This window comes from Lentzea sp. NPDC051208 (assembly GCF_040682435.1).
Classification (GTDB): domain Bacteria; phylum Actinomycetota; class Actinomycetes; order Mycobacteriales; family Pseudonocardiaceae; genus Lentzea; species Lentzea kristufekii.
In genome coordinates this window covers 68,845-93,588 of sequence record NZ_JBFBAW010000010.1, presented here as the reverse complement: position 1 = coordinate 93,588, position 24,744 = coordinate 68,845, and the positions used below count along the sequence as shown (strand labels likewise).

Annotated in this window: 31 protein-coding genes and 1 pseudogene; 18 read left to right on the top strand and 14 right to left on the bottom strand. The window is 69.8% G+C overall.

Annotated elements, in window-relative coordinates; genetic code table 11:
• Positions 1-5: 5 nt before the first annotated feature.
• The gene (locus tag AB0M48_RS24800; RefSeq protein ID WP_363846193.1) at positions 6-209 is read right to left on the bottom strand and encodes a hypothetical protein; all 204 of its coding nucleotides are present in this window, start codon (positions 207-209) and stop codon (positions 6-8) included.
• 213 nt (positions 210-422) lie between these two features.
• Between AB0M48_RS24800 and AB0M48_RS24795 the strand changes: the two are divergent.
• Positions 423-749: pseudogene (locus AB0M48_RS24795) on the top strand (AraC family transcriptional regulator ligand-binding domain-containing protein); the annotation flags it as partial.
• A gap of 4 nt (positions 750-753) precedes the next feature.
• Complete coding sequence (locus AB0M48_RS24790; RefSeq protein WP_363846192.1) at positions 754-1,095, top strand: helix-turn-helix transcriptional regulator; 342 nt, start codon at positions 754-756, stop codon at positions 1,093-1,095.
• On the opposite strand, the gene AB0M48_RS24785 is transcribed toward AB0M48_RS24790, so the two are convergent.
• Both AB0M48_RS24785 and AB0M48_RS24780 read right to left on the bottom strand, forming a co-directional pair.
• On the bottom strand, positions 1,080-1,223 hold the full coding sequence (locus AB0M48_RS24785) for a hypothetical protein (protein ID WP_363846190.1): 144 nt from the start codon (positions 1,221-1,223) through the stop codon (positions 1,080-1,082). The two genes, AB0M48_RS24790 and AB0M48_RS24785, sit on opposite strands and share 16 nt — an antisense overlap.
• Before the next feature lie 78 nt (positions 1,224-1,301).
• Entirely contained in the window at positions 1,302-2,150 is an 849-nt protein-coding gene (locus AB0M48_RS24780; RefSeq protein ID WP_363846188.1) for a DUF4394 domain-containing protein, read from the bottom strand.
• Between the two features lie 136 nt (positions 2,151-2,286).
• Between AB0M48_RS24780 and AB0M48_RS24775 the strand changes: the two genes are divergently transcribed.
• Positions 2,287-2,841: a sigma-70 family RNA polymerase sigma factor gene (locus AB0M48_RS24775; protein WP_363846186.1), complete on the top strand. Its 555-nt coding sequence runs from the start codon at positions 2,287-2,289 to the stop codon at positions 2,839-2,841.
• 48 nt (positions 2,842-2,889) lie between these two features.
• Positions 2,890-3,609 carry an anti-sigma factor gene (locus AB0M48_RS24770; RefSeq protein ID WP_363846184.1) on the top strand — a complete coding sequence of 240 codons (720 nt, stop codon included), beginning with the start codon at positions 2,890-2,892 and terminating at the stop codon, positions 3,607-3,609.
• A gap of 96 nt (positions 3,610-3,705) precedes the next feature.
• Here AB0M48_RS24770 and AB0M48_RS24765 read toward each other — a convergent pair whose 3' ends face one another.
• Entirely contained in the window at positions 3,706-4,356 is a 651-nt protein-coding gene (locus AB0M48_RS24765) for a fasciclin domain-containing protein (RefSeq protein ID WP_363846182.1), read from the bottom strand.
• Between the two features lie 278 nt (positions 4,357-4,634).
• Here AB0M48_RS24765 and AB0M48_RS24760 point away from each other — a divergent pair, with 278 nt between their 5' ends.
• The 4 genes from AB0M48_RS24760 to AB0M48_RS24745 all read left to right on the top strand — a co-directional run bounded on the left by AB0M48_RS24760 (position 4,635) and on the right by AB0M48_RS24745 (position 8,481).
• The gene (locus AB0M48_RS24760; protein WP_363846180.1) at positions 4,635-6,368 is read left to right on the top strand and encodes a cytochrome c biogenesis protein DipZ; all 1,734 of its coding nucleotides are present in this window, start codon (positions 4,635-4,637) and stop codon (positions 6,366-6,368) included.
• 15 nt (positions 6,369-6,383) lie between these two features.
• Positions 6,384-6,704, top strand: coding sequence for a thioredoxin (gene trxA, locus AB0M48_RS24755; protein ID WP_363846178.1), 321 nt, complete (start codon positions 6,384-6,386; stop codon positions 6,702-6,704).
• Positions 6,705-6,772: 68 nt separating this feature from the next.
• The gene (locus AB0M48_RS24750; RefSeq protein WP_363846176.1) at positions 6,773-7,696 is read left to right on the top strand and encodes a MerR family transcriptional regulator; all 924 of its coding nucleotides are present in this window, start codon (positions 6,773-6,775) and stop codon (positions 7,694-7,696) included.
• A 47-nt stretch (positions 7,697-7,743) separates the two neighbouring features.
• Entirely contained in the window at positions 7,744-8,481 is a 738-nt protein-coding gene (locus AB0M48_RS24745; RefSeq protein ID WP_363846174.1) for a calcium-binding protein, read from the top strand.
• A gap of 214 nt (positions 8,482-8,695) precedes the next feature.
• Here AB0M48_RS24745 and AB0M48_RS24740 read toward each other — a convergent pair whose 3' ends face one another.
• Entirely contained in the window at positions 8,696-9,904 is a 1,209-nt protein-coding gene (locus tag AB0M48_RS24740) for a cation:proton antiporter (protein WP_363846172.1), read from the bottom strand.
• A gap of 158 nt (positions 9,905-10,062) precedes the next feature.
• Between AB0M48_RS24740 and AB0M48_RS24735 the strand changes: the two genes are divergently transcribed.
• Complete coding sequence (locus tag AB0M48_RS24735) at positions 10,063-10,671, top strand: TetR family transcriptional regulator (RefSeq protein WP_363846170.1); 609 nt, start codon at positions 10,063-10,065, stop codon at positions 10,669-10,671.
• Positions 10,668-11,918 (top strand): glycosyltransferase, encoded by a 1,251-nt coding sequence (locus AB0M48_RS24730; RefSeq protein WP_363846168.1) that lies wholly within the window; start codon positions 10,668-10,670, stop codon positions 11,916-11,918. The genes AB0M48_RS24735 and AB0M48_RS24730 overlap by 4 nt, the downstream gene beginning before the upstream one ends.
• A gap of 53 nt (positions 11,919-11,971) precedes the next feature.
• On the opposite strand, the gene AB0M48_RS24725 is transcribed toward AB0M48_RS24730, so the two are convergent.
• Together AB0M48_RS24725 and AB0M48_RS24720 are read right to left on the bottom strand one after the other, a co-directional pair.
• The gene (locus AB0M48_RS24725; RefSeq protein ID WP_363846166.1) at positions 11,972-12,829 is read right to left on the bottom strand and encodes an SAM-dependent methyltransferase; all 858 of its coding nucleotides are present in this window, start codon (positions 12,827-12,829) and stop codon (positions 11,972-11,974) included.
• 132 nt (positions 12,830-12,961) lie between these two features.
• Entirely contained in the window at positions 12,962-13,804 is an 843-nt protein-coding gene (locus AB0M48_RS24720; protein WP_363846165.1) for an aldo/keto reductase, read from the bottom strand.
• 103 nt (positions 13,805-13,907) lie between these two features.
• Here AB0M48_RS24720 and AB0M48_RS24715 point away from each other — a divergent pair, with 103 nt between their 5' ends.
• Positions 13,908-14,879 carry a LysR family transcriptional regulator gene (locus AB0M48_RS24715; protein WP_363846163.1) on the top strand — a complete coding sequence of 324 codons (972 nt, stop codon included), beginning with the start codon at positions 13,908-13,910 and terminating at the stop codon, positions 14,877-14,879.
• Here the strand turns inward: AB0M48_RS24715 and arsM are convergent.
• A complete protein-coding gene (arsM, locus tag AB0M48_RS24710) occupies positions 14,830-15,717 on the bottom strand; it encodes an arsenite methyltransferase (protein WP_363846161.1) in 888 nt (295 codons plus the stop codon). The genes AB0M48_RS24715 and arsM overlap by 50 nt on opposite strands.
• An 80-nt stretch (positions 15,718-15,797) precedes the next feature.
• On the opposite strand from arsM, the gene AB0M48_RS24705 reads away from it, so the two are divergent.
• The gene (locus AB0M48_RS24705; protein WP_363846159.1) at positions 15,798-16,148 is read left to right on the top strand and encodes a metalloregulator ArsR/SmtB family transcription factor; all 351 of its coding nucleotides are present in this window, start codon (positions 15,798-15,800) and stop codon (positions 16,146-16,148) included.
• 56 nt (positions 16,149-16,204) lie between these two features.
• Here AB0M48_RS24705 and AB0M48_RS24700 read toward each other — a convergent pair whose 3' ends face one another.
• The 4 genes from AB0M48_RS24700 to AB0M48_RS24685 are packed head-to-tail and all read right to left on the bottom strand — an operon-like array spanning position 16,205 to position 19,229.
• Positions 16,205-16,846, bottom strand: coding sequence for a hypothetical protein (locus AB0M48_RS24700; RefSeq protein WP_363846157.1), 642 nt, complete (start codon positions 16,844-16,846; stop codon positions 16,205-16,207).
• A 52-nt stretch (positions 16,847-16,898) separates the two neighbouring features.
• Complete coding sequence (locus tag AB0M48_RS24695) at positions 16,899-17,858, bottom strand: ArsO family NAD(P)H-dependent flavin-containing monooxygenase (protein ID WP_363846155.1); 960 nt, start codon at positions 17,856-17,858, stop codon at positions 16,899-16,901.
• A 4-nt stretch (positions 17,859-17,862) separates the two neighbouring features.
• The gene (arsB, locus tag AB0M48_RS24690; RefSeq protein WP_363846153.1) at positions 17,863-18,939 is read right to left on the bottom strand and encodes an ACR3 family arsenite efflux transporter; all 1,077 of its coding nucleotides are present in this window, start codon (positions 18,937-18,939) and stop codon (positions 17,863-17,865) included.
• Positions 18,936-19,229: a metalloregulator ArsR/SmtB family transcription factor gene (locus tag AB0M48_RS24685; protein ID WP_363846151.1), complete on the bottom strand. Its 294-nt coding sequence runs from the start codon at positions 19,227-19,229 to the stop codon at positions 18,936-18,938. The genes arsB and AB0M48_RS24685 overlap by 4 nt, the downstream gene beginning before the upstream one ends.
• An 87-nt stretch (positions 19,230-19,316) precedes the next feature.
• Between AB0M48_RS24685 and AB0M48_RS24680 the strand changes: the two genes are divergently transcribed.
• On the top strand, positions 19,317-19,727 hold the full coding sequence (locus tag AB0M48_RS24680; RefSeq protein WP_363846149.1) for an arsenate reductase ArsC: 411 nt from the start codon (positions 19,317-19,319) through the stop codon (positions 19,725-19,727).
• Positions 19,728-19,791: 64 nt separating this feature from the next.
• Here the strand turns inward: AB0M48_RS24680 and AB0M48_RS24675 are convergent, their stop codons facing one another.
• Together AB0M48_RS24675 and AB0M48_RS24670 are read right to left on the bottom strand one after the other, a co-directional pair.
• Positions 19,792-21,225, bottom strand: a complete 1,434-nt coding sequence (locus tag AB0M48_RS24675; RefSeq protein WP_363846147.1) for an MFS transporter — start codon at positions 21,223-21,225, stop codon at positions 19,792-19,794.
• 130 nt (positions 21,226-21,355) lie between these two features.
• Complete coding sequence (locus tag AB0M48_RS24670) at positions 21,356-21,838, bottom strand: DUF4396 domain-containing protein (RefSeq protein WP_363846145.1); 483 nt, start codon at positions 21,836-21,838, stop codon at positions 21,356-21,358.
• Between the two features lie 155 nt (positions 21,839-21,993).
• Here AB0M48_RS24670 and AB0M48_RS24665 point away from each other — a divergent pair, with 155 nt between their 5' ends.
• The 5 genes from AB0M48_RS24665 (at position 21,994) to AB0M48_RS24645 (ending at position 24,743) form a co-directional block, all read left to right on the top strand.
• Positions 21,994-22,362, top strand: coding sequence for a hypothetical protein (locus tag AB0M48_RS24665; RefSeq protein ID WP_363846143.1), 369 nt, complete (start codon positions 21,994-21,996; stop codon positions 22,360-22,362).
• A 52-nt stretch (positions 22,363-22,414) separates the two neighbouring features.
• Positions 22,415-23,026 carry a DUF305 domain-containing protein gene (locus AB0M48_RS24660; RefSeq protein WP_363846141.1) on the top strand — a complete coding sequence of 204 codons (612 nt, stop codon included), beginning with the start codon at positions 22,415-22,417 and terminating at the stop codon, positions 23,024-23,026.
• Between the two features lie 239 nt (positions 23,027-23,265).
• Positions 23,266-23,547 (top strand): metal-sensitive transcriptional regulator, encoded by a 282-nt coding sequence (locus AB0M48_RS24655; protein WP_319984628.1) that lies wholly within the window; start codon positions 23,266-23,268, stop codon positions 23,545-23,547.
• A gap of 36 nt (positions 23,548-23,583) precedes the next feature.
• Complete coding sequence (locus AB0M48_RS24650) at positions 23,584-23,793, top strand: heavy-metal-associated domain-containing protein (RefSeq protein ID WP_363846139.1); 210 nt, start codon at positions 23,584-23,586, stop codon at positions 23,791-23,793.
• 11 nt (positions 23,794-23,804) lie between these two features.
• Positions 23,805-24,743: a hypothetical protein gene (locus tag AB0M48_RS24645; RefSeq protein ID WP_363846137.1), complete on the top strand. Its 939-nt coding sequence runs from the start codon at positions 23,805-23,807 to the stop codon at positions 24,741-24,743.
• Position 24,744: the final 1 nt, after the last annotated feature.

The window sequence follows — 24,744 nt, the reverse complement described above, 5'->3', positions numbered from 1 at the left end:
TGGCGTCACCAAACGACCGGACCGGCCTTGTCGAAGAAGCCGCCGGTCGGGCCGTCGGTGCCGATGGTGGCCATCCGGACGATGATGTCCGCGCTCTCCTCGACGGTGCTGGTGCCCTGGTGGCCGTTCAGGTCCGTCGCGGTGTAGCCGGGATCGACGGCGTTGAACCGGATCGACGGGTAGGCCTTGGCGTACTGCGAGGTGATCATCACGAGGGCTGTCTTGGAGGAGTTGTCGTGGCGCGGCCGGTGTGCGGGCGATGGTCGAGGTCGGCGCGGAACACGGCGTCGATGTGCGGAAGTGCTTGCAGGACACCGGCATCTCCCCCGCGATGCTGCACGACAACACGGTGGTGAGCGCCGCACAGGAGCTCGCCGTCGCCGCCAACCTCTCGCGGCGACCGGGGCGCGTCCGGCGTCGGACTCGCGGTCGGCGAGCGGCTTTCGTTGCGCGCCTATGGTGTCTGGGGCTTCGCGATGCTGACCTGCCCGACGGTCCGCGGTGCCGTCGAGTTCGGCATGCGGTACCTGCCGCTCACCTACGCGGTCACCGGCCTGAGCCTGCGGGTGTCCGGCGACGAGGCCTTCCTGATCGTGGACGGCGACGGTTCGTCCGCCGCGCTGAGACCGTTCCTCGTCGAGCGGGAGATCGCGGTGACCGCGGGCATCCTCCGCGCCATCCTCGGCGAGTCGTCACCGACATCGCCGTGCTGGATCTTCCGCTGCCGCGGTCAGATCCGCTCACCCTGACGGTGTGCGGACGCGCGTGCCGCTCGCTGCTGAGCGAACGCTGCTCCCCTGCGTCGCGCAGAACGTGCGGGAGATCATCGCCGAGGGCGTGACCGAGGCCGGCCGGATCGCTGCCCGTCTGCACCTGTCGGCCCGCACGCTGCGCCGCCACCTCGCCGCGGAGGGGACGTCACTGCGCCACCTCGTCGACGAATCCCGGCGCGTACAGGCAATCGAGCTCATGACGCTGCACCGCCTCACCGTCGAGCAGATCTCGCTGCGGCTGGGTTATGCCGACGCCGCCACGTTCATCCGCGCGTTCCGCCGGTGGACGGGCACCACGCCGGGCGCCTATCCCGTGCGCTGATCGCCGGTGTCCGGTCCGAGCGGTTCGAGCCGGGCCGGCACGTGCTTGTGCCACGGTGTGCCGGCCCATTCGTCGCGGTCCTCGGCGGCGGTGAGTTCGTTGGGAGCGACGCCGGTGCGCTCCTGCACGGTGAGCCCGAGACACCTGCTGTCGACCCGCGCCGGTTCGCCCGTGCGGGTCGACAGCCACGCCGCTGTCCGCGCCGGTCAGGCGAAGGCGAGCCCCACGACGGTGCCACCGGCGACGCCGACGACCGAGGCCCGCCCGCTGTCCAGGTCGACCTTCACCAGGAGCGAGCCCCCGAGCAGGGAGAACTCGGGCTGCACGGCAGCCATCGCGCGGTGCCGGCCGTTGGTGGTGGCGATGTCGAAGCCGTTGGTCCTGCCGATGTCGATGCCGAGCTTGCCGACGGTGAACAGCTGTCCGGTGTTCGGGGACACGACCGGCGTCACGCCGGCGACGGTGCCCTGGGTGACGAGCGTGTCCGTGCGGCTGTCGACGTCGTAGAGCGTGGTCGACGTCGCCCCGGCGACGCTGTTCGTGTAGCCGGCGCCCGAGACCTGAGGTGTGCGGCCCGCGGCGCGATCTCCTGGGGCGTAGGCGAGCGGGGTGTCGACGGCCGCCACGGCGCCGGTGTCGGGCACCAGGCGCAGGTTCTGGCCGGTCGTGGTGACCAGGCGGATCCGGTCGACCGCCGGGTTGAAGTCGATCCCCGCCGCGGTCCCCTCGATCGCGGCGGGCGTCCCCACGGCCGTGGCGCGACCGGTGCGCGGGTCGAGGACGTAGAGCTGGCCGGACGCGGCGATCGCGTACAGCGCGCCGGTGGCGGGCCGCACGTCCATGCCGATGAGCCGGTCGCGGGCCTTGAGACCGGTGACGCGGACGCGGTGCTGGGACTGCGACGGCGACGACCAGCTCCTGGTGCTCAGCACTCCGTCCGAGGTGAGCAGGTGGACTCGCGGCTGGTCGGTCGTCGCCGAGGCCGGCGTGGCGGCCAGTGCGGTCATGAGCAGTGCCGCCGCGCCTACGAGTGCGGTCGTGCGAGCGATACGCATGTTCTCTCCCGATGTCTGGTCGTGGAACACAGGTGTGTACGACCGAACCGACCGCCGCGTTGAAATCAGGACGAAACTGGCCCATCCGCTACCCGACCGGTCTCGAATCCCGTGCAGGACCGGCGACGGGGAGCTCATGGCGCACATCGGCACACGACGGAGATCCGGCCTGGGTGGCGACGCGGGCTTCGAGGAGCTCTACTCCCTGCACGCACCAGAGCTGCATCGCTTCGCGCTGCGGCAGCTCGGCGACGACTGCGCGGCGGAAGAGGTCGTGCAGGAGGTGTTCCTGCGGGCGTGGAGGTCGGCGGACGGCTTCAGGCCCGAGCTGGCCACCGTGCGCGTCTGGCTCTTCGCGATCGCCCGCAACGTCGTCATCGACGAGGTCCGGTCACGGCTGCGCGACGACAAGCGGATGGCCGCCGCACGGGCGGCCGCCGCCGAAGCCGGCGAGGTGAGCAAGGACTTCGTCCGCACCACGATCGACGGACGACTGGTGCGGATGGGACTGTCGCGGATCAACGCGGACCAGCGCGCCGCCGTCGTGGAGACCCACCTGCGCGGCCGGTCGTACCGCGATGTGGCAGCGGAACTCGAGGTGCCCCAGGCGACTTTGCGCAGCCGGGTCCACTTCGGACTCAAGGCGTTGCGATCGGTCATGGCCGACATGGGTGTACGAACCGCGGCCTGAGGCAATCCGCTCACCGAACGGCTTCGAAGTAGACGTGTGAAACCGGGAATGACGCGTGCGATCAACCCGCACCTGCTGACCGGTGCCCACGCACTCGGCGCGGTGCCCGACGCCGAGCGAGCCGAGTTCGAAGCGCACCTGGGCAGGTGTCGGAGCTGCGCGGACGAACTGGCCGGACTGAGGCAGACCGCGGCCTGGCTCGGCAACGCCGTCGACCACGTTCATCCGATCGCCCTGCGGTCACGGGTGCTGGACGCGGTCCGGCACGTGCGGCAGGTGCCACCGATCTCGGAGAGCGTGGCGGTTTTCTCCCGGCGTCAAGGTTTCCGGCGCGCCGCGGCGCTCATCTCGGCTGCCTGCGTGGCCGCCGCGGCGGTTGCCGGTGCGCACGGCGCGCTGAGCACCTCGAGGATCGTCCCCGCGGCCGCTTCTCCGCAGACTCACATCGGTGATCTGCTGGCGGCACCGGATCTGCGACTCGTCACCGCGGCAGGTCCGGCGGGTGCTGCGGCGATCTCCCGCAGCCGCGCCGAGATGCTCTTCCTCGCAGACGGTCTGCCCGCGTTGCCGCGTGACCGCGTCTACCAGCTGTGGCTGGTGGACGACCACGGCCCGCGATCGGCGGGAACCGTCCGTCCGGCGGGCGGCGTGACGTCGCTGCTGGTGAGCGAGATCCAGGGGGTGGGCGAAGTCGTGCTGACCGTCGAGCCCTCGCGTGGATCACCGGGCCCGACCGGGGCTCCGGTCCTCACCATCGCCCTTCGCTGAACCGGACGCGATCCGGTTCGGCGGCAGACGTGAAAACTCCGGAAACCGCACGCACAGCGCGGTTCCCGGAGTCGCGGTACTGCTGCCCTGGAGATGTCAGGCGGGCATCAGGACCGAGTCGATGAGGTAGACGGTGGCGTTGGCGGTCTTCACGCCGCCGCAGATCACGTTGGCGTCGTTGACCTTGATCGCGTTGCCCGAACCGGAGACCTTGACGGTGCCGGTCTGGACGGACTTCTGGTCGCCGGCGATCTTGTCCGGGGAGATCTGGCCGGGAACGACGTGGTACGTCAGGATCTTGGTCAGCAGCGCGTCGTCGGTCTTGAGCTTCTCGATCGTCGCGGCGTCGATCTTCGCGAACGCGGAGTCGACCGGCGCGAACACGGTGAACTCAGCGCCGTTGAGCGTCGAGACCAAGTTGACCTTCGGGTTCAGCTTGCCCGACACCGCGCTGACGAGCGTGGTGAGCAACGGGTTGTTGCTGGCGGCGACGGCGACCGGGTCAGCGGCCATGCCCGACACCGAGCCGGAACCGGACGGAACCTGCTTGGCGTAGTCGGCACAGCCCGGACCGACGAGGTCCTTGGCCGGGTCGGCCATCGCGGCCGAGGACTGGGTGGTCGTGGTGGGCGCGGCGGTAGATGTGTTGCCGCTGCTGGCCATGTCACCCGAGCCGCACGCCGCGCCGAACAGGGCGAGCGAGGCGGCGCCGATGGCCAGGACGGTGTTGCGGACGGTCTTGTTCATGGCGGACATCTCCAAGGAGTGAACGGGGAGGTTGCTACTCGTGATTCGCCGCCCCTCGGAGCACGGATGGGTCCGGTTGTCGATTCGTTACCGACGAGGCCGCGGCTCGTGCGTGACCAGGACAGATCGCGCACCGGCAGCCCCCAGTCCACAGGCGACGATCAACTTGGCGCACTCCCCCACACACCAGGCACTTCTGCCGAATGAGCAATCCGAGATGCGATCAGCCGCGAACCACAGGCATCACGCACTTCCGCCAATCCGAGTAGGGCTGCCTCATGTTGACCCTCGCACTGATCGGTCTGATCGGCGGCCTGGTCACCGGCATCTCGCCGTGCATCCTGCCCGTCCTTCCCGTCATCTTCTTCTCCGGCGGCACGCAGAGCGCCCGTGCGGCGTCCGGGTCGGGAGCAGTGGCGCTGGCGACCAAGCCGGCGTCCCGCACCCGGCCCTACCTCGTCATCGCGGGCCTCGTCGTCAGCTTCAGCCTGGTCACGCTGTTCGGGTCGCTGCTGCTCACCATCCTCGACCTGCCGCAGGACGTACTGCGCTGGGCCGGCATCGTCGTGCTCGTCCTGATCGGCATCGGCCTGATCGTGCCGCGCTTCGAGCAGCTGCTGGAAAAGCCGTTCACCTGGATCCCCCAGCGCAACCCGGACGCGAACCGCGGCGGGTTCACACTCGGCCTGGCCCTCGGCGCGGTCTACGTGCCGTGCGCCGGTCCCGTGCTGGCGGCCATCACCGTCGCCGGCTCGACCGGCAGGATCGGCACCGAGACGGTCGTTCTCACACTCACGTTCGCCGTCGGCGCCGCCATTCCGCTGCTGATCTTCGCGCTCGCGGGCCGCCGGGTCGCCGAACGCGTGCGGTCCTTCCGCAAACGTCAGCGCGGCATCCGCATCACCGCGGGCCTCGTGATGATCGCACTCGCGTTCGGCCTGGTGTTCAACCTGCCGCAGCTGCTGCAGCGCGTGGTCCCGGACTACACGAGCTCGTTGCAGGACAAGGTGAACAACTCCGAGCAGGTGCGCAGGGCGCTCAACCTCGGCGGGCTGGTCAACGACCAGAACAGGGATCTCGACAAGTGCTCCGACGGCGCACCCGAGCTGGAGAGCTGCGGCACCGCACCGGACATCACCGGGATCAAGCAGTGGCTCAACACCCCCGACGGCCAGTCGCTGGACCTGAAGTCGTTGCGCGGCAAAGTCGTCATGCTGGACTTCTGGGCGTATTCCTGCATCAACTGCCAGCGCTCGATCCCGCACATCACCGCGTGGGACAAGGCCTACCGCGACGCCGGACTCCAGGTCATCGGCATCCACTCACCCGAGTACGCCTTCGAGAAGGAAGCGGACAACGTCGCGTCCGCCGCGAAGAACTTCGACATCACGTACCCGGTCGCCCTGGACAACAACCTGGACACCTGGACCAACTACCGCAACCGCTACTGGCCCGCCCACTACCTGATCGACGCCCAGGGCACGGTGCGGCACATCAAGTTCGGTGAAGGCGACTACAAGGTCACCGAGAAGCTGATCCGTCAACTTCTCGACGACGCCAAGCCCGGTGTGCGACTGCCTGCCGCCACCGAGCTGACCGACGGCACCCCGGTCGTAGGCGACATCACCCGCGAGACCTACCTGGGCTCGACCAAGCGCGTGAACTTCGCCGGTACGGAGACCTACACCAGCGGCGAGAAGCCGTTCCAGTTCCCCGACAACCAGGGCACCGACAGCTTCGCACTCGCGGGCGCCTGGAAGCTGGACACCCAATCCATCACTCCTGCTGGCGAGTCCGGGCAGATCAAGCTCAACTACCGCGCCAAGGAAGTCCGGATGGTCCTGTCCGGCAAGAAAACCGTCACGATCCAGGACAACGGGCAGACCAGGACCGTCGAGGTCGACGGCACTCCGAACTCCTACCAGCTCGTCGCCACGCCGACGATCCAGGGCGGCTCGCTCACCGCAACCGTCGGACCCGGCGTCCAGGCCTTCTCCTTCACCTTCGGATGATCAGGAACTGCTGCCATGCAACTCACCGACGTGACCACCGACTCCTTCGACGACACCGTTCTCGGCTCCGGCAAGCCCGTGCTGGTCGACTTCTGGGCGCCCTGGTGCGGCCCCTGCAAGCAACTGAGCCCGGTCGTCACCAGCATCGCCGAGGAGCACCACGACACGATCTCGGTGGTGAAGGCCGACATCGACGCCCACCCCGGCATCGCCGTCCGCTATCAGGTGCTCAGCATTCCCACGCTGATCCTGTTCTCCGGCGGACGGCCCGTCGCCACCCTCACCGCACCACGCAAGCGCGCCGACGTCCTCAAGGCGCTCTCCGCCTGGCTGTGACCACATCGGTCCGATCCGGAACAGCCACTGGTTGACCTTCCAGTGGCTGCAAGGTCGACGATTGGTCCATGGACGAAAGCACGGACCTGCTCACCATCGGCCAGCTCGCACGCCGTACGGGCATCTCGGCACGCACCTTGCGCTTCTGGTCGAACGAGGGCGTCATCACGCCGGCCGGCCGCACGGCAAGCGACTACCGGCTCTACGACGCCGCGTGCGTAGCCCGCGTCGAGCTCATCCGGACCCTGCGGGAGCTGGGTCTCGGACTCGACGACGTGCGCCGGGTGCTCGAACGCAAGGCGACGGTCGCCGAGGTCGCCGCGGCGCACGTGGCCGCGATCGACACGCAGATCCGCGCCCTGAAGGTGAGCCGCGCCGTGTTGTCCACCGTGTCGAAACGTCGATCCACCCCCGAGGAGACAGCACTGATGAACCGGTTGGCACGGCTTTCAGCCACCGAACGCGCGCAGATCATCGACGACTTCAAGGCCGACGTGTTCGGTCGCCTCGACATCGCACCGGAACTGCGTGAGCGGGTGCGCGAACTCAGCATCGACCTGCCGGAGGATCCCACGCCCGACCAGGTCGACGCCTGGATCGAGCTGGCAGAACTCGTGCAGGACCCGGACTTCCGCGCCCGGCTGGGACGATTCCTGGAACTGAACACCCCCGCCCCCGGGCAGAAGGCACCACCCGGCGCGAACATCTGGTGGGCCCGGCAGGTGGTGAACGAAGTCGCGCGCGCCAGGGAAGAAGGCATCGCCCCCGACGATCCCGCCGCGGCGGAGCTGATCTCGGCCATGTTCGGCGACGCCGATCCGCGCGCGGTGCTGGTGTCGCTGGAAGCGGGGATCGAGGCGGGCGCGGAACGATATCGCGGGCTTGTCGGCCGGGTGCGGGGGCAGCGAACCGCGCCGGACGCCACTGAAGAACTGCGTTGGCTGGCAACAGCTCTGCGGATGGTCTCGGAAGGACGAACTGCGCGGCGATGAGATTTGGCCCCTTGGGCCGTCACCCCGCACAGCACGACACTGCTGACATGGATGACAAGCGAAGATCAGTGGTGTCCGCTGTTCTCGTCACAGCGGGTCTGGTGCTCTGTCCGACCGGGATCGCGACGGCTCAGCCACCGCAGACGTGCAACGGACAGACAGCGACGCAGATCGGCACGAACGGCAACGACGTGCTGTTCGGCACGAACGGTGCGGACGTGTTCATCACCCACGGCGGCGACGACGTCGTGTTCGGTCTCAACGGGAACGACATCGCCTGCCTGGGAGCGGGCGCCGACGAGTTCTTCGGCGGCAACGGAAACGACTGGGCCGCTGGAGAAGCGGGCGCTGACTCCCTCAACGGCGAAGCGGGCGCCGACACGCTCCTCGGCGGCGAGGGTCCCGGCCGTCTCGACGGCGGCGCCGGAAACGACACGCTCAACGGCGGCGCGGCGGCGGACAACGTCGAAGCCGGCGCGGGCGACGACACCGTCAACGCGGGAGCGGGCGCGGACTCCGTCAGCGGTGGCGACGGTGCCGACACGCTCAACGGGCAGAACGGCGCGGACCGGATGGACGGCGGCAACGGCAACGACCGCCTCAACGGTGGTGCGGGCGTCGACGACCTCGACGGTGGCGCGGGAAACGACATCGTCAACGGCGACGCGGGCAACGACACGCTCACCGATCCGGCCGGTCTGGACGTCGGCGACGGCGGCGCCGGTCCGGCCGACCGCTGCGACTCGCGCTTCGAGTCACTGTCCAACTGCGAGATCATCTTCTGACAGGCGCGCACGAAGCCGAGGGTGCGCCGCGACGGAACGCACCCCCGGCACGGAGCCGCCAGGAAGATCGCGGTCAGTGGCCGAGGCGGTCGAGGCGGTCGAAGTCCTCATCGGACAGATCGACGTCCACCGCGCCGGCGTTGATCGACCACGCCCGTGCTCCGTCGCGCCGACATCATGCCCGTGCTTCGTGGCGGTCAGGGCGGCGACGCGCTCACTGCTGCTCCCGGGCAGGCCGCTCAGGTTGCCCGGTGGGCAGTCCGTCCGGGGGCTCGACGCTCAACGCCTTCGCCACGGGCACGTCCGTCGACGAGTGCAGGACGATCGACAACGCGATGGTGATCGCGACCAGGTCGAACACGTGCTCGCCGGCGGGTATCCCGGCTTGCAGCACGAGGAGCCCGTAGACCACGGACGCGAAACCCTTGGGACCGAACCACGCGGCGACGGACCGTTCCCGTGCGGGCAGCGGTGTGCGCAGCAGCGACAGCATCATCGCCGCCGGGCGCACGAGCAGGATCGCGATGATCGCGACGGCCCAGTCCCCCACGCTCAGGTGCGAGATGCGCTCGGGCGTGATCAGCGCGCCGAAGACGAGCAGAGCGGCGAACTTGGTGATCTCGGAGAGCAGGTCGCCGAAGTGCTCGAAGTGTTCCGCCGCAACGCGGTCCAGCGTCGCGATGGTCGATCCCGCGGCGAACGCGGCGAGGTAGGGGTTGGCGTGCGTGAGGTGGCAGGTCGCGTACAGCATCACCGCGATCGCCAACGGGCCGAGCGCCTGCAGCCGGGGTTCGGCGGTGAAGATCCGCAGCCGCCAGGCCAGCACCACGACCGCGGGGATCACGACGCCCAGAGCGAGCCCGGCGGCCAATTCGATGCCGATGGTGAGGAAGTCGGTGTCCCTGTTCGCCGCGGTGGCCAGGAAGATCAGCACGAACGGCAGGGCCAGACCGTCGTTGAGCCCGGACTCGACGTTGAGCAGGCGCCGCAACCGCATCGGCACGTCGGCGCGGCCGACGATGGCGGAGGCGAACACCGGGTCGGTCGGCGAGAGGATCGCGCCGACCAGGAACGACGTCGTCCAGTCCAGGCCGGTCAGGAAGTGCGTCGGAACGGCGATGCCGACCATGGTCAGCGGCATGGCCAGGCCCAGCGCCCTGCCCGAGAGCCGCCATCCCTGTTTCAGGTCGGCCAGGCCCGCGCGCTGACCGTCGGTGAAGAGGACCGTGAACAGCGCGAGATCAGCCAGAACGGTGACGAACCCGCTGTTGGACGGAATGTCGACGAGCCCGAGACCGCCCTGCCCGATCAGGGCTCCGGCGACCAGGAACATCAACGCCGTCGACAGGATCGTGCGAGCGGCGAGACCGGACAGCGAGACGCTGACCAGCAGGACCAGACCGAATGCGAGCACCAGCGCCATCGACGAACCCCGTCCACGTCAGCCGAGCCCACCACTGTTCGCGATGGGCGTTGCCGACCAGACTTCCCGGCGCTCCGCGGGCAAAGATGCCGCAAAGACCGACTCGAAGCAAACCGACGGGCTCGACAGGAACTGAACATCTGTTCAATACTCTGTACATGCGTTCAGTCTCCGATCTGACGGCGCGGGCCCGAATCCGCGATGCGGCGCTCGCCCGGTTCGGCACCGACGGCATCGCCGGGACCTCGGTCCGTGCGGTGGCCGCGGATGCCGGGGTCTCACCTGCCCTGGTCGTGCACCACTTCGGTTCCAAGGAAGGACTGCGGCAGGCGTGCGACGACTACGTCCTCGACTCCATCCGCAGCGGCGGCGAAGCCGCGACCGAGGCCTTGGGCGAGGTTCTGCACGCGGCGACGCCGGTTCGGCGTTACCTGGCGCGGGCGTTGCTCGATGACACGCCCGCGGCCCGCGCTTTGTTCACCGAGATCGTCGAACGCACCGAGGCGTGGCTCGCGGCAGGCGAGGAGGAAGGCTGGGTGCGCGCTTCAGCGGACGCCAAGGCACGGGCGGTCACCTACGTGTCGTGGTTGCTGGCGCCGCTGGTCCTGGGTGACCAGGTGGGCCGCTTGCTGGGCGGTGACCCCGCCGAGACAGCGACGGCGGTGCGCGGAGCCCGTGCGGGCCTGGAGATGCTGACCCACGGCCTGTTCACCGACGACCGCTGGCTGACGGCGTTCACCGGCGTCGAGGAGAGGACGAGGCCGTGAAGGCACTGCTGGTCGCCCACGGCACACGCGGAGACGTGCAACCGTTGCTGGCGTTGGCGGTGGCGCTCGGGAAAGCGGGTCATGAGGCGTTGCTGGCCGCACCGGAGTCGTTCGCTTCCAGCGTGCTGCAGCAGGACGTCGCATTCGCGCCCCTGGACAACGGCCCCAACAGGTTGCTCGAAGATCCGCTGACGGCGGAGGCGATCGAGGGCGGTTACCGCGGTGTCCGCGGCAAGATCACCGCACTGTCGACCATCAGGCGCATCAAGCCGTTGATGGCCGACGTGCTGCGCGATGTCGGCGCGGTCGCGCGCTCCAGCGGCGCGGACGTCGTGGTGCACACGCCGAGCGTGCCCGCACAGCACGCGGCGGAGATGCTCGGCGTGCCCGCGGTGCTCGCCGCGCTGCAACCCGGCTGGGTGCCGACCTCGGCGTTCCCGTGTCCGATGGTGCCTCTCCCCCGGCTGCCCCGGTTCCTCAACCGGGCGACCTACCTGACCGTGTCGGCGACCCTGCGCGCCTACGCCGGCATCGTCAACACCTGGCGCACCGACGAGCTCGGCCTCTCGCGTGGTCAAGGCCCTCGTCAGGCGCACGTTCTGCAGGCCTTCAGCTCCCTCGTCACGCCGGTCGATCCCGCGTGGCCGGACTCGGTGCGCACCACCGGTTTCTGGTACCTGCCCCGTCCAGCGAACTGGTCACCGGACCCGAACCTGCCGGCGTTCCTGGACGCTGGACCGGCACCGGTCTACCTCGGTTTCGGCAGCATGGCGGGGCGCGATGCCCAGCGCACCGGTGACATCGTCGCCGAAGCGGCGCGGGCAGCCGGAGTGCGCGCGATCGTCGCGACCGGGTGGGGCGGGCTCGCCGCGCGCTCGTCGGACGATCTCCTGGTGATCGACCAGGTGCCGCACGACTGGTTGTTCGGCCGGGTGCGGGCGGTGGTGCACCACGGCGGCGGAGGCACGACCGCGGCAGCACTCGCCGCGGGTGTACCGCAGGTCGTGTGCCCGTTCGTCGCGGACCAGCCGCATTGGGCTCTGCGGATGCATGCCGTCGGTGTCGCACCAGAACCCGTGCCGTACAGGAAACTCGCCGTCGCCACGCTGGCCGAAGCGATCACTCGTGCCGCAGGTGACCCGGCGCTGCGGCAGCGCGCCGGAGAGGTCGGCGAGCAGGTACGAGCCGAGAACGGCGTCGACGCCGCCGTGCACGAGCTGGAGAGGATCCACAACGGACGCGGCTGACCGCGTCAGCAAGCCGTTCCGCACCACCGGCGAGGCGCGGCAGTGCGGACGGATCACTGGTCTGCGACCTTGACACACCGCACGGTGCGCTCGATCTCCGACACGGGCGACGAACGGCCTGACGGCACGACGTAGCGCTCGGTGAACTCAGGTGGGCCCAGCTGTTCGACCTCGGCCCACCCGTAGGACGCGAGGAACCCGGCGACTTCCCCGGGAAGGAGCCCGAACTTCCACATCGGGCGCTTCACGACGAACTCGCGGTAGGCGGCTTCGCCTCCGAACAGCGCGGTGCCGTCGAGGAAGTCCTTGCGCACGAACGTGAACACCAGCTCGCTGCCCGCCGGCGCGTGGGCGAGGAACCCGAACGTCGCCCGCACCGCCTCCTCGGTGAGGTACTGGGTGACCGCTTCCCAGATGAAGAGCGTCCGCACGCCGGCGTGGTAGCCGTGCTCGGTGAGCACCTCGCCGAGGTGCTCACCTTCGAAGTCGATCGGAACGAGGCTGAGGTTCGGCGGCACCTCACCGAAGATCGCGCGCAACCGGGAGCGCTTGCTCTCGACGTTGGCGGGCAGGTCGACCTCGAACACCCGCTTGGCGCGGAGCCGGCAGCCGCGTGTGTCGAACCCGGCGCCGAGGACGACCACCGCCTCGGCATCGGTGGCGGCGAGACGGTCGTCGACGTACCGCTTGCGGCACAACATGCCGGCCCACAGACCCGGGATCTTCTTGTCCGTCGCCGCGACCAGTGCGCTTCGCACCGGCCGCCAGCGAGCCGCGGCCGCGACCAGACGCCCGGAGGCGGGAAGCATGCGTGCCGCCAGGTCGTCCCGAACGATCGGATGAGCGTCGTACTGGTCCGCCGCGGCGATGACCATCGGGCCGATCGCCGTGCTTGCGACTGCCGTGTCCATGGAGGCTCCTGCGTCTGGACGTCGTTGAACGACGCCGACCAGGCTTCCCGGCACACCTGTGAGCACTGTACAGCCAGGCCACCACCGGAATCGGCACACCGCGGCAGCAGGTCTCAGCCGGCCGCTGTTGGCTCAAGCGCGAGACATCTCCCGGCCCTGGCCAAGCCGGTCGAGGCGGTCGAAGTCCTCGTCGGGCAGGTCGACGTCCACTGCGGCGGCGTTCTCCTCCAGGTGACGCAGGGAGGACGTGCCCGGGATGGGCACCATGACCGTCGACCTGCGCAGCAGCCACGCCAGCGCGACCTGCGCCGGAGTGGCCCCGAGCCGGCGGGCCACCTCCGTCACCGGCGAGTCCGGCCGGACGCTCGGCGCGATCGGCAGCCAGGGCAGGAACGCGATGCCGTGCCGTTCGCAGTGCTCCAGCACGTTCTCCGAGCGCCGGTCGCCGAGGTTGTACCGGTTCTGCACGCTCACGATCGGCGTGATCCGCCCCGCTTCGACGATCTGTTCCGCGGAGACCTCGGACAGCCCGACGTGCCGCACCTTTCCCTCGTCCTGCAACTGCCGCAAGGCGCCGATCTGGTCCGCCAGCGCGACCGTCGGGTCGATCCGGTGCAGCTGGAACAGGTCGATGCGCTCGACCCGCAGCCGGCGCAGGCTCAGTTCGGCCTGCTGGCGCAGGTACTCCGGACGACCGAGCGGGATCCACTCGTCGCCGGGGTGGCACTGGCCTGCCTTGGTGGCCAGCACGACGCCGTCGGGGTACGGGTGCAGTGCCTCGGCCAGCAGCTCCTCGTTGCGGCCGAGGTCGTAGGAGTCGGCGGTGTCGATGAAGGTGACGCCGAGTTCGACCGCGCGGCGAGCCAGGGCGTGCGCGGCAGCCGGGTCGTCCGCGGGCAGCCGCATGGCGCCGAAACCCAGCCGGTGGACCGGAAGGTCGCCGCCGAGGACGAGGTGATGACGATCGGGGTGCACGGAGTCTCCTTGCGAATGTCGGTTCCTGCGGCACCGACATTGCCGCCACACCGTTGCTAAGGCAATCGAAACATTCTTGGGACAACCGCGTAGCATCGCTTATGTGTTGAACCTGGAACGCCTGCGGACACTCCACGCGGTGTCCACCACGGGGTCGGTTCGCGGGGCCGCCGAGGCGCTGCACGTGACCACCTCGGCGGTGTCGCAGCAACTGTCCAGGTTGGAGCGCGAGGTCGGCCAGCGCCTGCTCGAGAAGCACGGGCGGGGCATCCGGCTCACCGACGCCGGCGACCTGCTCGCCGCACACGCGGGCAGGCTGCTGCAGCAGGTCGAACAAGTCGAGACCGACCTCGCCGGCCACCGCGGCGCGGTGGCCGGATCACTCACGGTGGCCGCGTTCGCCACGGCCGCCCGCGGTCTGCTGCCGGCGGTGCTGCACACGTTGCGGCAGCGGCACGCGGACCTGTCGGCGCGGCTCGCGGAACTGGAGCCCACCGAGTCGATCGCCCAGCTCCGTCACGGCGACATCGACATCGCGGTGGTGCAGGACTGGCCGGAGGAACCGCTCGCGGTGCCCGACGGGGTCTCGTGCGCCCCGCTGCTGGAAGACGTTCTCGACGTGGCGCTGCCCGCCCACCATCCGTCGGCCGACCGGGCCACCGTCACCCTGGAAGAGCTGCACGACGAGGACTGGGTGGGCTGGCCCAGCGACGAGATCTGCCACGGCTGGCTCGAGAACACCCTGCGCCGCAACGGAATCGAGCGCCGGATCAGGCACACCGCCTCGGAGCACTCCACCCAGCTGGCGGTGGTGGCGGCGGGGCTCGGCGCCGCGATCATTCCCCGGCTCGGGCGCGGCCCGACACCGGCCGGCGTCCGGTTCGTGCCGCTGCTACCGGCACCCCGGCGACGGGTGTTCGCGTTGTGGCGCGACAGCACCACGAACCGCCCCGCATGCCGGGCGGCGCTGCGCGCCCTGCAGGACGCCGCTCAGCAGTGCGACATCGGCGGTGCGGCGGAGCCGGCTAGTTCTGGCAGCCGCAACCCGACGCGGTCTTCGCCTCCACGACGGTGACGCCGGGGTCGGCGGACTGCTCGTCCGAGGTGCAGCAGGCGCTGACACCGCAGCACGACCCTTCGGCCTGAACCGGAGCCGTCGCGCCGGCGGCGAGGGGCTTCACCGCGCGAACGATGGTCCCGTGCATGCCGTCGGCCGCCTCGAACGCCGGCGTGATCTCGATGCCGGTGAACCCGGCGGCTTCGAGGCCCTCGCGGTACTCGGTGAAGGTGAGGGCTCCGGCGATGCAGCTGACGTAGGAGCCGCGTTCGGCCCGCTCGGCGGGCGTGAGGTGGTCGTCGGCCACCACGTCGGAGATGCCGATCCGGCCGCCGGGACGCAGAACGCGGAACGTCTCGGCGAACACGGCGGGCTTGTCGACGGAGAGGTTGATGACGCAGTTGGAGATCACGACGTCGATCGTGTTGCCGGGCAACGGGATGGCCTCGATGTCGCCCTTCAGGAACTCGACGTTGGTGGCGCCCGCCTTCTCGGCGTTGGACATCGCCAACGCGAGCATCTCGTCGGTCATGTCCAGGCCGTAGGCCTTGCCGGTCGCCCCGACTCGGCGCGCGGAGAGCAGGACGTCGATGCCGCCGCCCGAGCCCAGGTCCAGCACCCGCTCGCCCTCGCGGAGCTCGGCGACGGCGATCGGGTTGCCGCAGCCGAGTGAGGCGGCCACGGCCTCCGCGGGCAGTTCGTCCCGCTGGGCCGCGGGGTACAGCGTGGCGCCGAACGTCTCGTCGACCTCCACAGCTCCTGGGCCGCAGCACCCGCCTCCGCCCTGGGTGACGGCGGTCGCGGCGGCCGCGTAGCGGGCACGGACGGTCTCTCGCAGCTCGGTCTGCTCGCTCATGAGACGCGCTCCTCCAGGTTGTATCGAAGTTTTTCGATGCCATGTTTGCACTGGACGCGGAGACGCGTCAATATTGAAGTATGTCGAATCAAGGTGGGGGCTGCTGCGAGCCGCTGTCGGAGGAACCGCTCGCCGAGGAGCAGGCCGCGGAACTGGCGACGGTCTTCAAGGCGCTGGGCGATCCGGTGCGCCTGCGGCTGCTGTCGCTGATCGCGTCACGCCCCAGCGGCGAGGTCTGCGTCTGCGAGCTCACGCCCGCGTTCGACCTCTCGCAGCCGACGATCTCCCATCACCTCAAGCTGTTGCGGCAGGCCGGCCTGGTCGACTCGGAGCGCCGGGGCACGTGGGTCTACTACCGGGTGCGGCCGGAGACCACCGACAGGATGGCCGCCCTGCTGTCCAGCGTCAGCGGAGACCGCGCCGCGGTGTAGGCGAAACCCGCCCGATCGCTCGCTGCCCGTGGTCACGGTCCGCAGGAACGATCGGCTCAGGCGACTGTCAGATCTGACCAGCCCCGCGAGAGCGTGAGACGACCGGCTCGGAGCGCATCGCGCTGCTGAGTCACCCACTGCTCGACCTGATCCGCGGATTCCGCGACGAGCCGGTCCGTGGTGTCGAGCAGGTGGGTGCGCCATCGCTGGTCGTCGGCGGTCCACCCGGTCCAGCGGTGCCAGGCCATGGGAGGCCAGCTGTCGTCGACGACGACGTCAGGCCGGTGCCGGGGATCCCTGGCGTGCTCGCGGTGCCAGGCGGCCCAGCCGAGGAAGGCGTCCACCGCCGGCGCGTCCCACCGGCCGGCGTCGCGCGTGGTGAGCCTGCTGCGCCGGACCTCGTCGGACACGTCGACCAGGCACACCGCGATCCCGTCCATCAACGGGGCACTGGGAGCGGCCAGGACCTCTCCCAGCGGGGATTGGCCGGTCAGCAGGAGGTCGACTCCGCGGTCCTGGTACTTCAGAGCCCGGCGCACCCACATCTCGGTCATGCGCTGACGCCACCGGCGGTCGGCGCCTTCGGGTACGCCGACCTCGTCGAAGTCGTGCACGGCGAGCCGCTCCAGCCGGTCGCTCACGGAGAAGGCGAGCGTGGTCTTGCCTGAACAGCTGGAGCCGGTCAGTGCGAGCAGCATCACGCCAGGGTGGCAGCTCGGAGTGGTGTCCTCGACAGGTTTTCCAGGACGGTCATCGGCCGAGTGAGGCGGCGATCTTCGCCGCGGTGACCTTCGCGGTGGGCCCGACGCCGATCAGGGTCGCGGACGCGGCTCCCGTCCAGCCGCCGTACCCGAGCAGGTGCAGGCGCGGCTCCCCCACCGCCCTCGTGCCGTCCACCGCGACGCGGCCGCGTTCGTCGCGCAGGTGCAGCGGCGCGAGGTGCCCGAGCGCGGGCCGGAATCCGGTGGACCAGATCACGACGCCGGCTTCGGCCAGCAAGCCGGTGTCCATCGGCGTGGCCACGAGCAGCCCGCTGTCCCGAGCCTCCCGGACCGGCGGCACGGCCACGATGTCACCCAGCTCCCCCACCCCACCCGCCCGGCGGCCGGCGATGTCGAAGAGCGCCTTGCCGTCGATCTCGTCGGGCAGGTACCGCGGCGGGCGACGGGTCATCCACGTCAGCGACGTGTGCGAAGCCAGGTCGGCCGCGATCTGCGCGCCGGAGTTCCCTCCGCCGACCACGACGACCTTCCGCCCCGCGAACTCGAGCGGGTCCCGGTAGTCGACGGTGTGCAGCTGGCGGCCCGGCAGCTCCACCAGCGGACGGAACGGCCGCCACCACGTACCGGTAGCGCTGATCACGTGCCGCGCGGTCCAGGTGCCGGCATCGGTGTGCACCAGCAGTCCGTCATCGGCGCGGCCCACCGACGACACCCGGACGGACCGGTGCACGGGAACGTCGTAGCGCTTCTCGTAGGCCGTCAGGTAGTCGACCACGTGCTGCGCGGTCGGACAACCGTCCGAAAAGGACGGCATCGGCCAGCCCGGCAGGGAGCTGTGGCGTGCGACGGAGAACAGGCGCAGCGAGTTCCACCCGTGCGGCCAGGCGCCGCCCGGTGAGACCTGCGCGTCGAGCACCACGTGGTCGATGCCCGCGCGGCGCAGGTAGTAGGCGGCGGCCAGACCCGCCTGGCCGCCGCCGATCACCACGACATCAGACCTCAGCGCGAGCCGCCCAGCGACGACGCAGCCACAGGCTCACGTAGACCAGCCCCACGAGCACGGGCACCTCGATCAGCGGGCCGACCACACCGGCCAGCGCCTGCCCGGAGGTCACGCCGAACACGCCGATCGCGACGGCGATGGCGAGCTCGAAGTTGTTGCCCGCCGCGGTGAACGCCAGCGTCGTCGTGCGCTCGTAGGAGAGCCCGGACGCCTTGCCCAGCGCGTACGAACCAGCCCACATGATCGCGAAGTAGACGAGCAGCGGCAGCGCGATCCGGGCGACGTCCAGCGGGCGGTCGGTGATGGTCTCGCCCTGCAGCGCGAACAGGATGACGATGGTGAACAGCAAGCCGTACAGGGCGATCGGGCCGACGCGAGGAAGATACTTCGACTCGTACCACTCCCGGCCCTTCGACCGCTCCCCCAGCCTGCGGCTGAGGTAGCCGGCGAGCAACGGGATGCCGAGGAAGATCAGCACGGACTTGGCGATCTCCCACGCCGAGAAGTCCACCGACGCGGTGCCCAGGCCCAGCCAGCCCGGCAGCAGGTCGAGGTAGAACCAACCGAGCACACCGAACATGACCACCTGGAACACCGAGTTCAACGCCACCAGCACCGCGGCCGCCTCGCGGTCACCGCACGCGAGGTCGTTCCAGATGATGACCATGGCGATGCACCGGGCGAGCCCGACGATGATCAGGCCGGTGCGGTACTCCGGCAGGTCGGCCAGGAAGATCCACGCCAGCGCGAACATCAGCGCCGGGCCGAGCACCCAGTTCAGCACCAGCGAGAGCACCATCGTCCGCTTGTCGCGGGTGACGGTGTCGAGCTTGTCGTAGCGGACCTTGGCCAGCACCGGGTACATCATCAGCAGCAGGCCGAGGGCGATCGGCAGCGACACCCCGTCGATCTTCACCGCCTCGAGCACGCCCTGCAGGCCGGGCACGAACCGGCCGAGCCCGATGCCCGCCACCATGGCGAGGCCGATCCACGCCGGCAGCCACCGGTCCAGAAAGGACAGCCGGTGCAGGACGTCCTGCTCCGCCGTCGGGGTGGTGGTGCTCAACAGGGCCTCCTGGCATCGGAGTCGGCCCGGTCGGCCAGCTCGTTCAGACTGTCGGCGATCCGACGCAGCGCGTCGGGCCGCAGGCGGTAGTACGTGAAGCGCCCGCACGGCTCGGTGTCGACGAACCCGGCCTCGCGCAGCACCTTCAGGTGGTTCGACACGTTGGCCTGCTTCGCACCGGTCTCCTCGACGAGGTGACACGTGCACAGGGCCTCACCGGCCAGCAGCTCCAGGATCTGGGCGCGCAGCGGGTCGGCGAGAACCTTCACCACATCAGCATCGAGTGACATCAGCCGGGAATGTTACATCAGCCTAGCCTGATGAGACACCGATCGTGCATCATCCAACCAACGAACGCCCGCCACGAGGAGATCGCCGTGACCAAGACCCCCGAAGTGCTGTTCGTCTGCGTGCACAACGCCGGCCGCTCCCAGATGGCCGCGGCGCTGCTGCAGCACTACGGCATGGGCAGGATCGCGGTCCGCTCCGCAGGGTCGGCACCGGCCGAGAAGGTCAACCCGGCCGCCGCCGAGGCGCTCGCCGAGTGGGGCCTGGACATCACCGCCGAGGTGCCGTCGAAGCTCACGACCGAGGACGTCGAGGCGTCCGACGTGGTGATCACGATGGGCTGTGGTGACACGTGCCCGGTGTTCCCGGGCAAGCGCTACCTCGACTGGGAGCTCGAGGACCCGGCGGGCCAGGGCGTCGACTCCGTCCGCCCGATCCGCGACGACATCGACCGCCGGGTGCGCGGCCTGGTCGCCGAACTGCTCGACCAGCGAGCCTGAGACCCTCCGAAGCGACGGTGTGCCGCCTGCCGTGGCGAGGCGGGCGGCACACCGAGGTGGATGGTCAGACGCTGGACGGCTCGCGCTGGGTGTCCGGGGCGGCTGCACGGCTGCCGCGCAACGTCCCGGCCGCGACCAGCGCTCCCACGATCGCGATGCCCGCGGCACCCGTGAACGCGGCGGACACACCGCTGGTCAGAGCGTCCACGTCACCGAGCCGGCCGGCATCGTACGAGGCGGCCAGCGCGGTCATCGCGGCCAGGCCGAGTGCGGACCCGATCTGGTAGCTGGTGTTCACGATGCCCGACGCGAGGCCGCCTTCCTCCGGGCGAGCGCTGGAGATGGCGGTGCCGAGCGAGGGGATGAACGCCAGGGCCATGCCGGTGGCGGCCACGAGCGACGCGGGCAGCACGTCGACCCAGTAGTCGCCGTCCGGTCGCACCAGTGCGAGCCATCCCAGACCGGCGGCGAGCACGACGAGACCGGTGACCACCATGGGCTTGACGCCGAACCGCGCCGTGAGACGAGGTGCGACGACCACCATCAGCACCATGATCGCGGTGGTCATCGGCAGCAGCGCCGAGCCACTGGCGAACGCACCCAGACCGAGCACCTGCTGCAGGTAGAGGTTGAGGAAGAACCACATCGGGATCCACGCGCCGCCGAGCAGCAACTGGGCGATGTTCGCCGCCCCGAGCTGGGGCGTGCGGAAGATGCCGAGCCGCACGAGCGGCGTCTTCCGCTTGGCCTGGACGAGCAGGAACGCACCCAGCAGCACGACGGCCACGATCAAGCCGACGATCGTCTCGGCCGAGGCCCACCCCGCTTCCGGAGCGCGTACGACAGCGTAGACCGCCACCGCCAGGCCGGCCGTCACGGTGATCGCGCCGAGCACGTCGGTGGAGCCGCGTTGAGCGGTGCCCGCGGGCATCAGGGCCGGAACGGCGATCAGGGCGATCACCGCGATCGGCACGTTCACGTAGAAGACCCACGGCCAGCTCAGGTACTCGGTGATCACACCGCCGAGGAAGACACCGGCGGTGCCACCGGCCGGAGCCGCGGCGCCGTAGACGGCGAGCGCCTTGCCGAGCTGCGCCGGTTCGCTGCCGAACAGCATCATCAGCAACGTGAGCGCCGACGGGGCGATCAGGGCGGCACCGGCGCCCTGCACCGCGCGGCCGGCCAGCTCGACCCAGATCTCCCCCGCCGCACCGGCGACCACGGAGCCCGCGAGGAGCACCAGCCAGCCGGCGGCGAACATGCGACGGGCACCGAGCAGATCGGACAGTCTGCCGCCGAGCAGCAGCAGCCCGCCGAACGCGACGACGTAGGCGTTGAAGACCCAGGAGAGGTTCTCCGGGGAGAAGCCGAGATCCGCCTGGATCCTCGGCAGGGCCACCCCGATGATCGAGGTGTCCATGATGACCACGAACTGAGCGGCGGCGATGAGGGCGAGTGCCCACCACCTGCGCCGGTTCACCTGCTCCACACTGGACATTCTGGTACTCCATACCGGTAGGGGGTATCGGCAGGACACACTTGTGCCCCGCCCGCGCGATGCGCTCACCCCGGCACAACGGAAGATCTGGAAGGTGCGTGGCCGCGAGGTCCTCGCGGCCACGGTTCACTCAGTGCTGGTGATGACCGTCGTGGCCACCGTGGTACTGGTGCACCACCGCGTGCCCCTTGCCGCGGGAGATCAGCCAGCGGTTGACCGGGACCGTCACGACGAACGCCACGGCCAGCGCGAAGGCAAGGCTGACCCAGAACAGCCAGCTCGCCAGGCCCGCCTCCATCGCACCGGGCACGAGCAGCATCACGGCGTTGTCGACGATCTCCATGACGGCGATCGACACGGTGTCGGCGGCGAAGGCCACACCGATCGCGGCGCGCAGCGGCAGGCCCGACCTCAGCACCGGGCGGATGGTGAGCGCGTAGCCGAACACGAAGGCCAGCGCGACCGCGAGCGCGATGGTCGACAGGGCGGACCAGCCCAGCGCGGTGCCGATCACCATGCCGAGCACCTCGCCGATCGCACAGCCGGTGAGGCAGTGCAGCGTCGCCGATACGGCCAGTTTGGTCAGACTTTGCTGCGGGCTGCCGTGCTCCATGACTTTCCCCTTCAAGTTCTTATACCCCTAGGGGGTATCCTGGGAAGGAAGTTACTCCCATACCCCCCAGGGGTGTCAACCCCAGATCTAGATGAACCGGGCACCACGGAGACCCGTAAGCGTCGGTGATGGAAGCTACTAGGTACGGTAGTGGCATGACCGGCAGCGCGCAGCGAACCATGGCCCAGTGGGCCCTGCTTTGCCTGCTCGTTCTCGGTGTCATCGGGATGCACCACGTCAACGCGAGCGCAACAGGCACGCACATCGGCATCGCCGCCACCGCAGGCACCCATGGCGACCACCACGAACCGGAGCCCGCACCGGCACACGACATGTCGCACATGTGCATGGCGATCCTGTGCGCCGCGGTGTCACTGCTCCTGCTCGGCTGGCTGCTCCTGCGCCTGAGCCGCCCGTCGGGCGACCCGGCGACTTCCGCTCCCGCCTGGCCCCGTGCGCCCGCAAGGCCTCCCCCACTCGGCGGCCGAGGGGTGCTGACCTCCTTGTGCGTGTTGAGGTTGTGATCGACACCGGTTCCTCGGACGGTCACATTCCCAGCAGAGAAAGTTGCACATGATGAGGAAGTCCCTGATCGGTTTCGGTGTCGCCGGCGTGACCGCGGTCGCGTTCCTGGCGGGCTGCGGAAGCGGCGGTGACATGGCGGGTATGCAGCACAGCTCGACCACCACCGCGCCGTCCGCCGCGGGCCAGCAGGACGGCCACAACGAGCAGGACGTCAAGTTCGCGCAGGACATGATCGGTCACCACCAGCAGGCGCTGGACATGGCGGCCATGGTGCCGTCCAAGAGCACGAATCCGCAGGTCATCGACCTCGGCAAGCGCATCGCCGCGGCGCAGGAACCCGAGATCAAGAAGATGACCGAGTGGCTCACGAAGTGGGGTGCCGCTCCGGCCTCGACGTCGATGCCGGGCATGGATCACGGCTCCGGCCACGGCTCGATGCCGGGCATGATGACGGCCGAGGAGATGGCGAAGCTCAACGGCGCCACCGGTGCGGAGTTCGACCGCATGTGGCTCGACATGATGATCAAGCATCACCAGGGTGCCGTCGAGATGGCCGAGGCGGAGCAGGAGAAGGGTTCCAGCGCCGACGCCAAGAAGCTCGCGCAGCACATCATCGCCGCCCAGCGGGCGGAGATCGCCGAGATGCAGGCACTCCTGAAGTAACGCCGACGCGGTGAACGCCGGGCGGAACGCACACAGCGGTCCGTCCGGCGTTCTTGCTCGCCGAGGCCGGGCACATCCCGCCGAGCACTGAGCGCCACCTCACAGCAGATACCCCTACCCCGTACCGCCGGAGTCCTTGCACACCCATACCCCCCATAGGTATAAAGGTGGCAAGCGCCCGCCGTTCCCCCGGTCATCCACGACCGGCCGCGCGGTGGACCGATCGACAGGAGCGGTAGATGCACGGCTACACCGACAACAAGGAAGACCACCTGCGGCGTCTGCGGCGCATCGAGGGTCAGGTGCGCGGGCTGCAGCGGATGATCGAGAACGACGACTACTGCATCGACGTCCTCACCCAGATCTCCGCCGCGACCAGGGCGTTGCAGTCGGTGTCGCTCAACCTGCTCGACGAGCACCTCAAGCACTGCGTCAGCCAGGCCATCACCGAGGGCGGCACGACCGCGGACGAGAAGATCGCCGAGGCCAGCAACGCCATCGCCCGCCTGGTCCGCTCCTGACTCCGGCGTTTTCGAACCACTTCTGAGGAGCACCCCATGTCCGAGTCCGTCTTCACCGTCAGCGGCATGACCTGCGGGCACTGCGTCAGCTCGGTGACCGAGGAGATCAGCCAGATCGGCGGCGTGCGGAACGTGGCCGTCGAGCTCGACGCCGGCTTGGTCACCGTCACCAGCGACCAGCCCGTCGCCGAGGACGACGTCCGGGCCGCCGTCACCGAGGCCGGCTACACGCTGGTCAGCAGCTGAGGGAGAGCCAGATGAACACCGCCACCAAGGTGGCCGCCTACGCCGGTGTGCTGGCGATCGTCTTCGGCGGCGCATGGGCCGCCGGCGCGGCCGCCGAGCCGTTCGGCGCTCCGTCCACGCCGAACGCCACCGAGCGCGGCGCCGAGCAGCCCGCCCCGGCCCAGGGCGCGGCGGAGGGCAAGCTCCCACCAGGACTTTCCGTCGCGGACAACGGCTACGTGCTCACCCTCGCGCAGAACACCCTGCCCGCCCAGACGCAGCAGACCTTCAGCTTCAGGATCGGAACGAGCAGCGGCGCCACCGTCACCAGGTTCGACGTGGAGCACGAGAAGAAGCTCCACCTGGTGCTGGTGCGCCGGGACGGCTCCGGCTTCCAGCACGTGCATCCGGAGATGTTCGAGGACGGCACCTGGTCGGTCCCGCTCACCCTCCCCGCGGCCGGGAGCTACCGCGTCTTCGCGGACTTCAAGCCGGAGAACGGCGCGAAGACCACGCTCGGCGCCGACATCCAGGTCGGCGGCGCGTACGAGCCGCAGCAGTTCGCCGAGGACTTCCGCGAGTCCGCGGTGGACGGTTACGTCGTCCGGCTGACCGGCGACCTCACCGCGGGCGCCGAGTCCACCGTGACCACCACCGTCACGAAGGACGGCAAGCCCGTGACGGACCTGCAGCCCTACCTGGGCGCCAACGGCCACCTGGTCGCGTTGCGCGCGGCCGATCTCGCCTACCTGCACGTGCATCCGCAGGACGCCCCCGGCGCCGGCCCCGACGTGAAGTTCGCGGTCGAGGTGCCGACGTCCGGCCGGTACCGGCTGTTCCTGGACTTCCAGCACGAGGGCAAGGTCCGCACGGCGAGCTTCACGCTCCACACCAGCGGCTCCGCACCCGCGCCCGCACCGACGACCGCCACGCCCACGCCGACCGACGACCACGGTGGTCACGGTGGCTGAG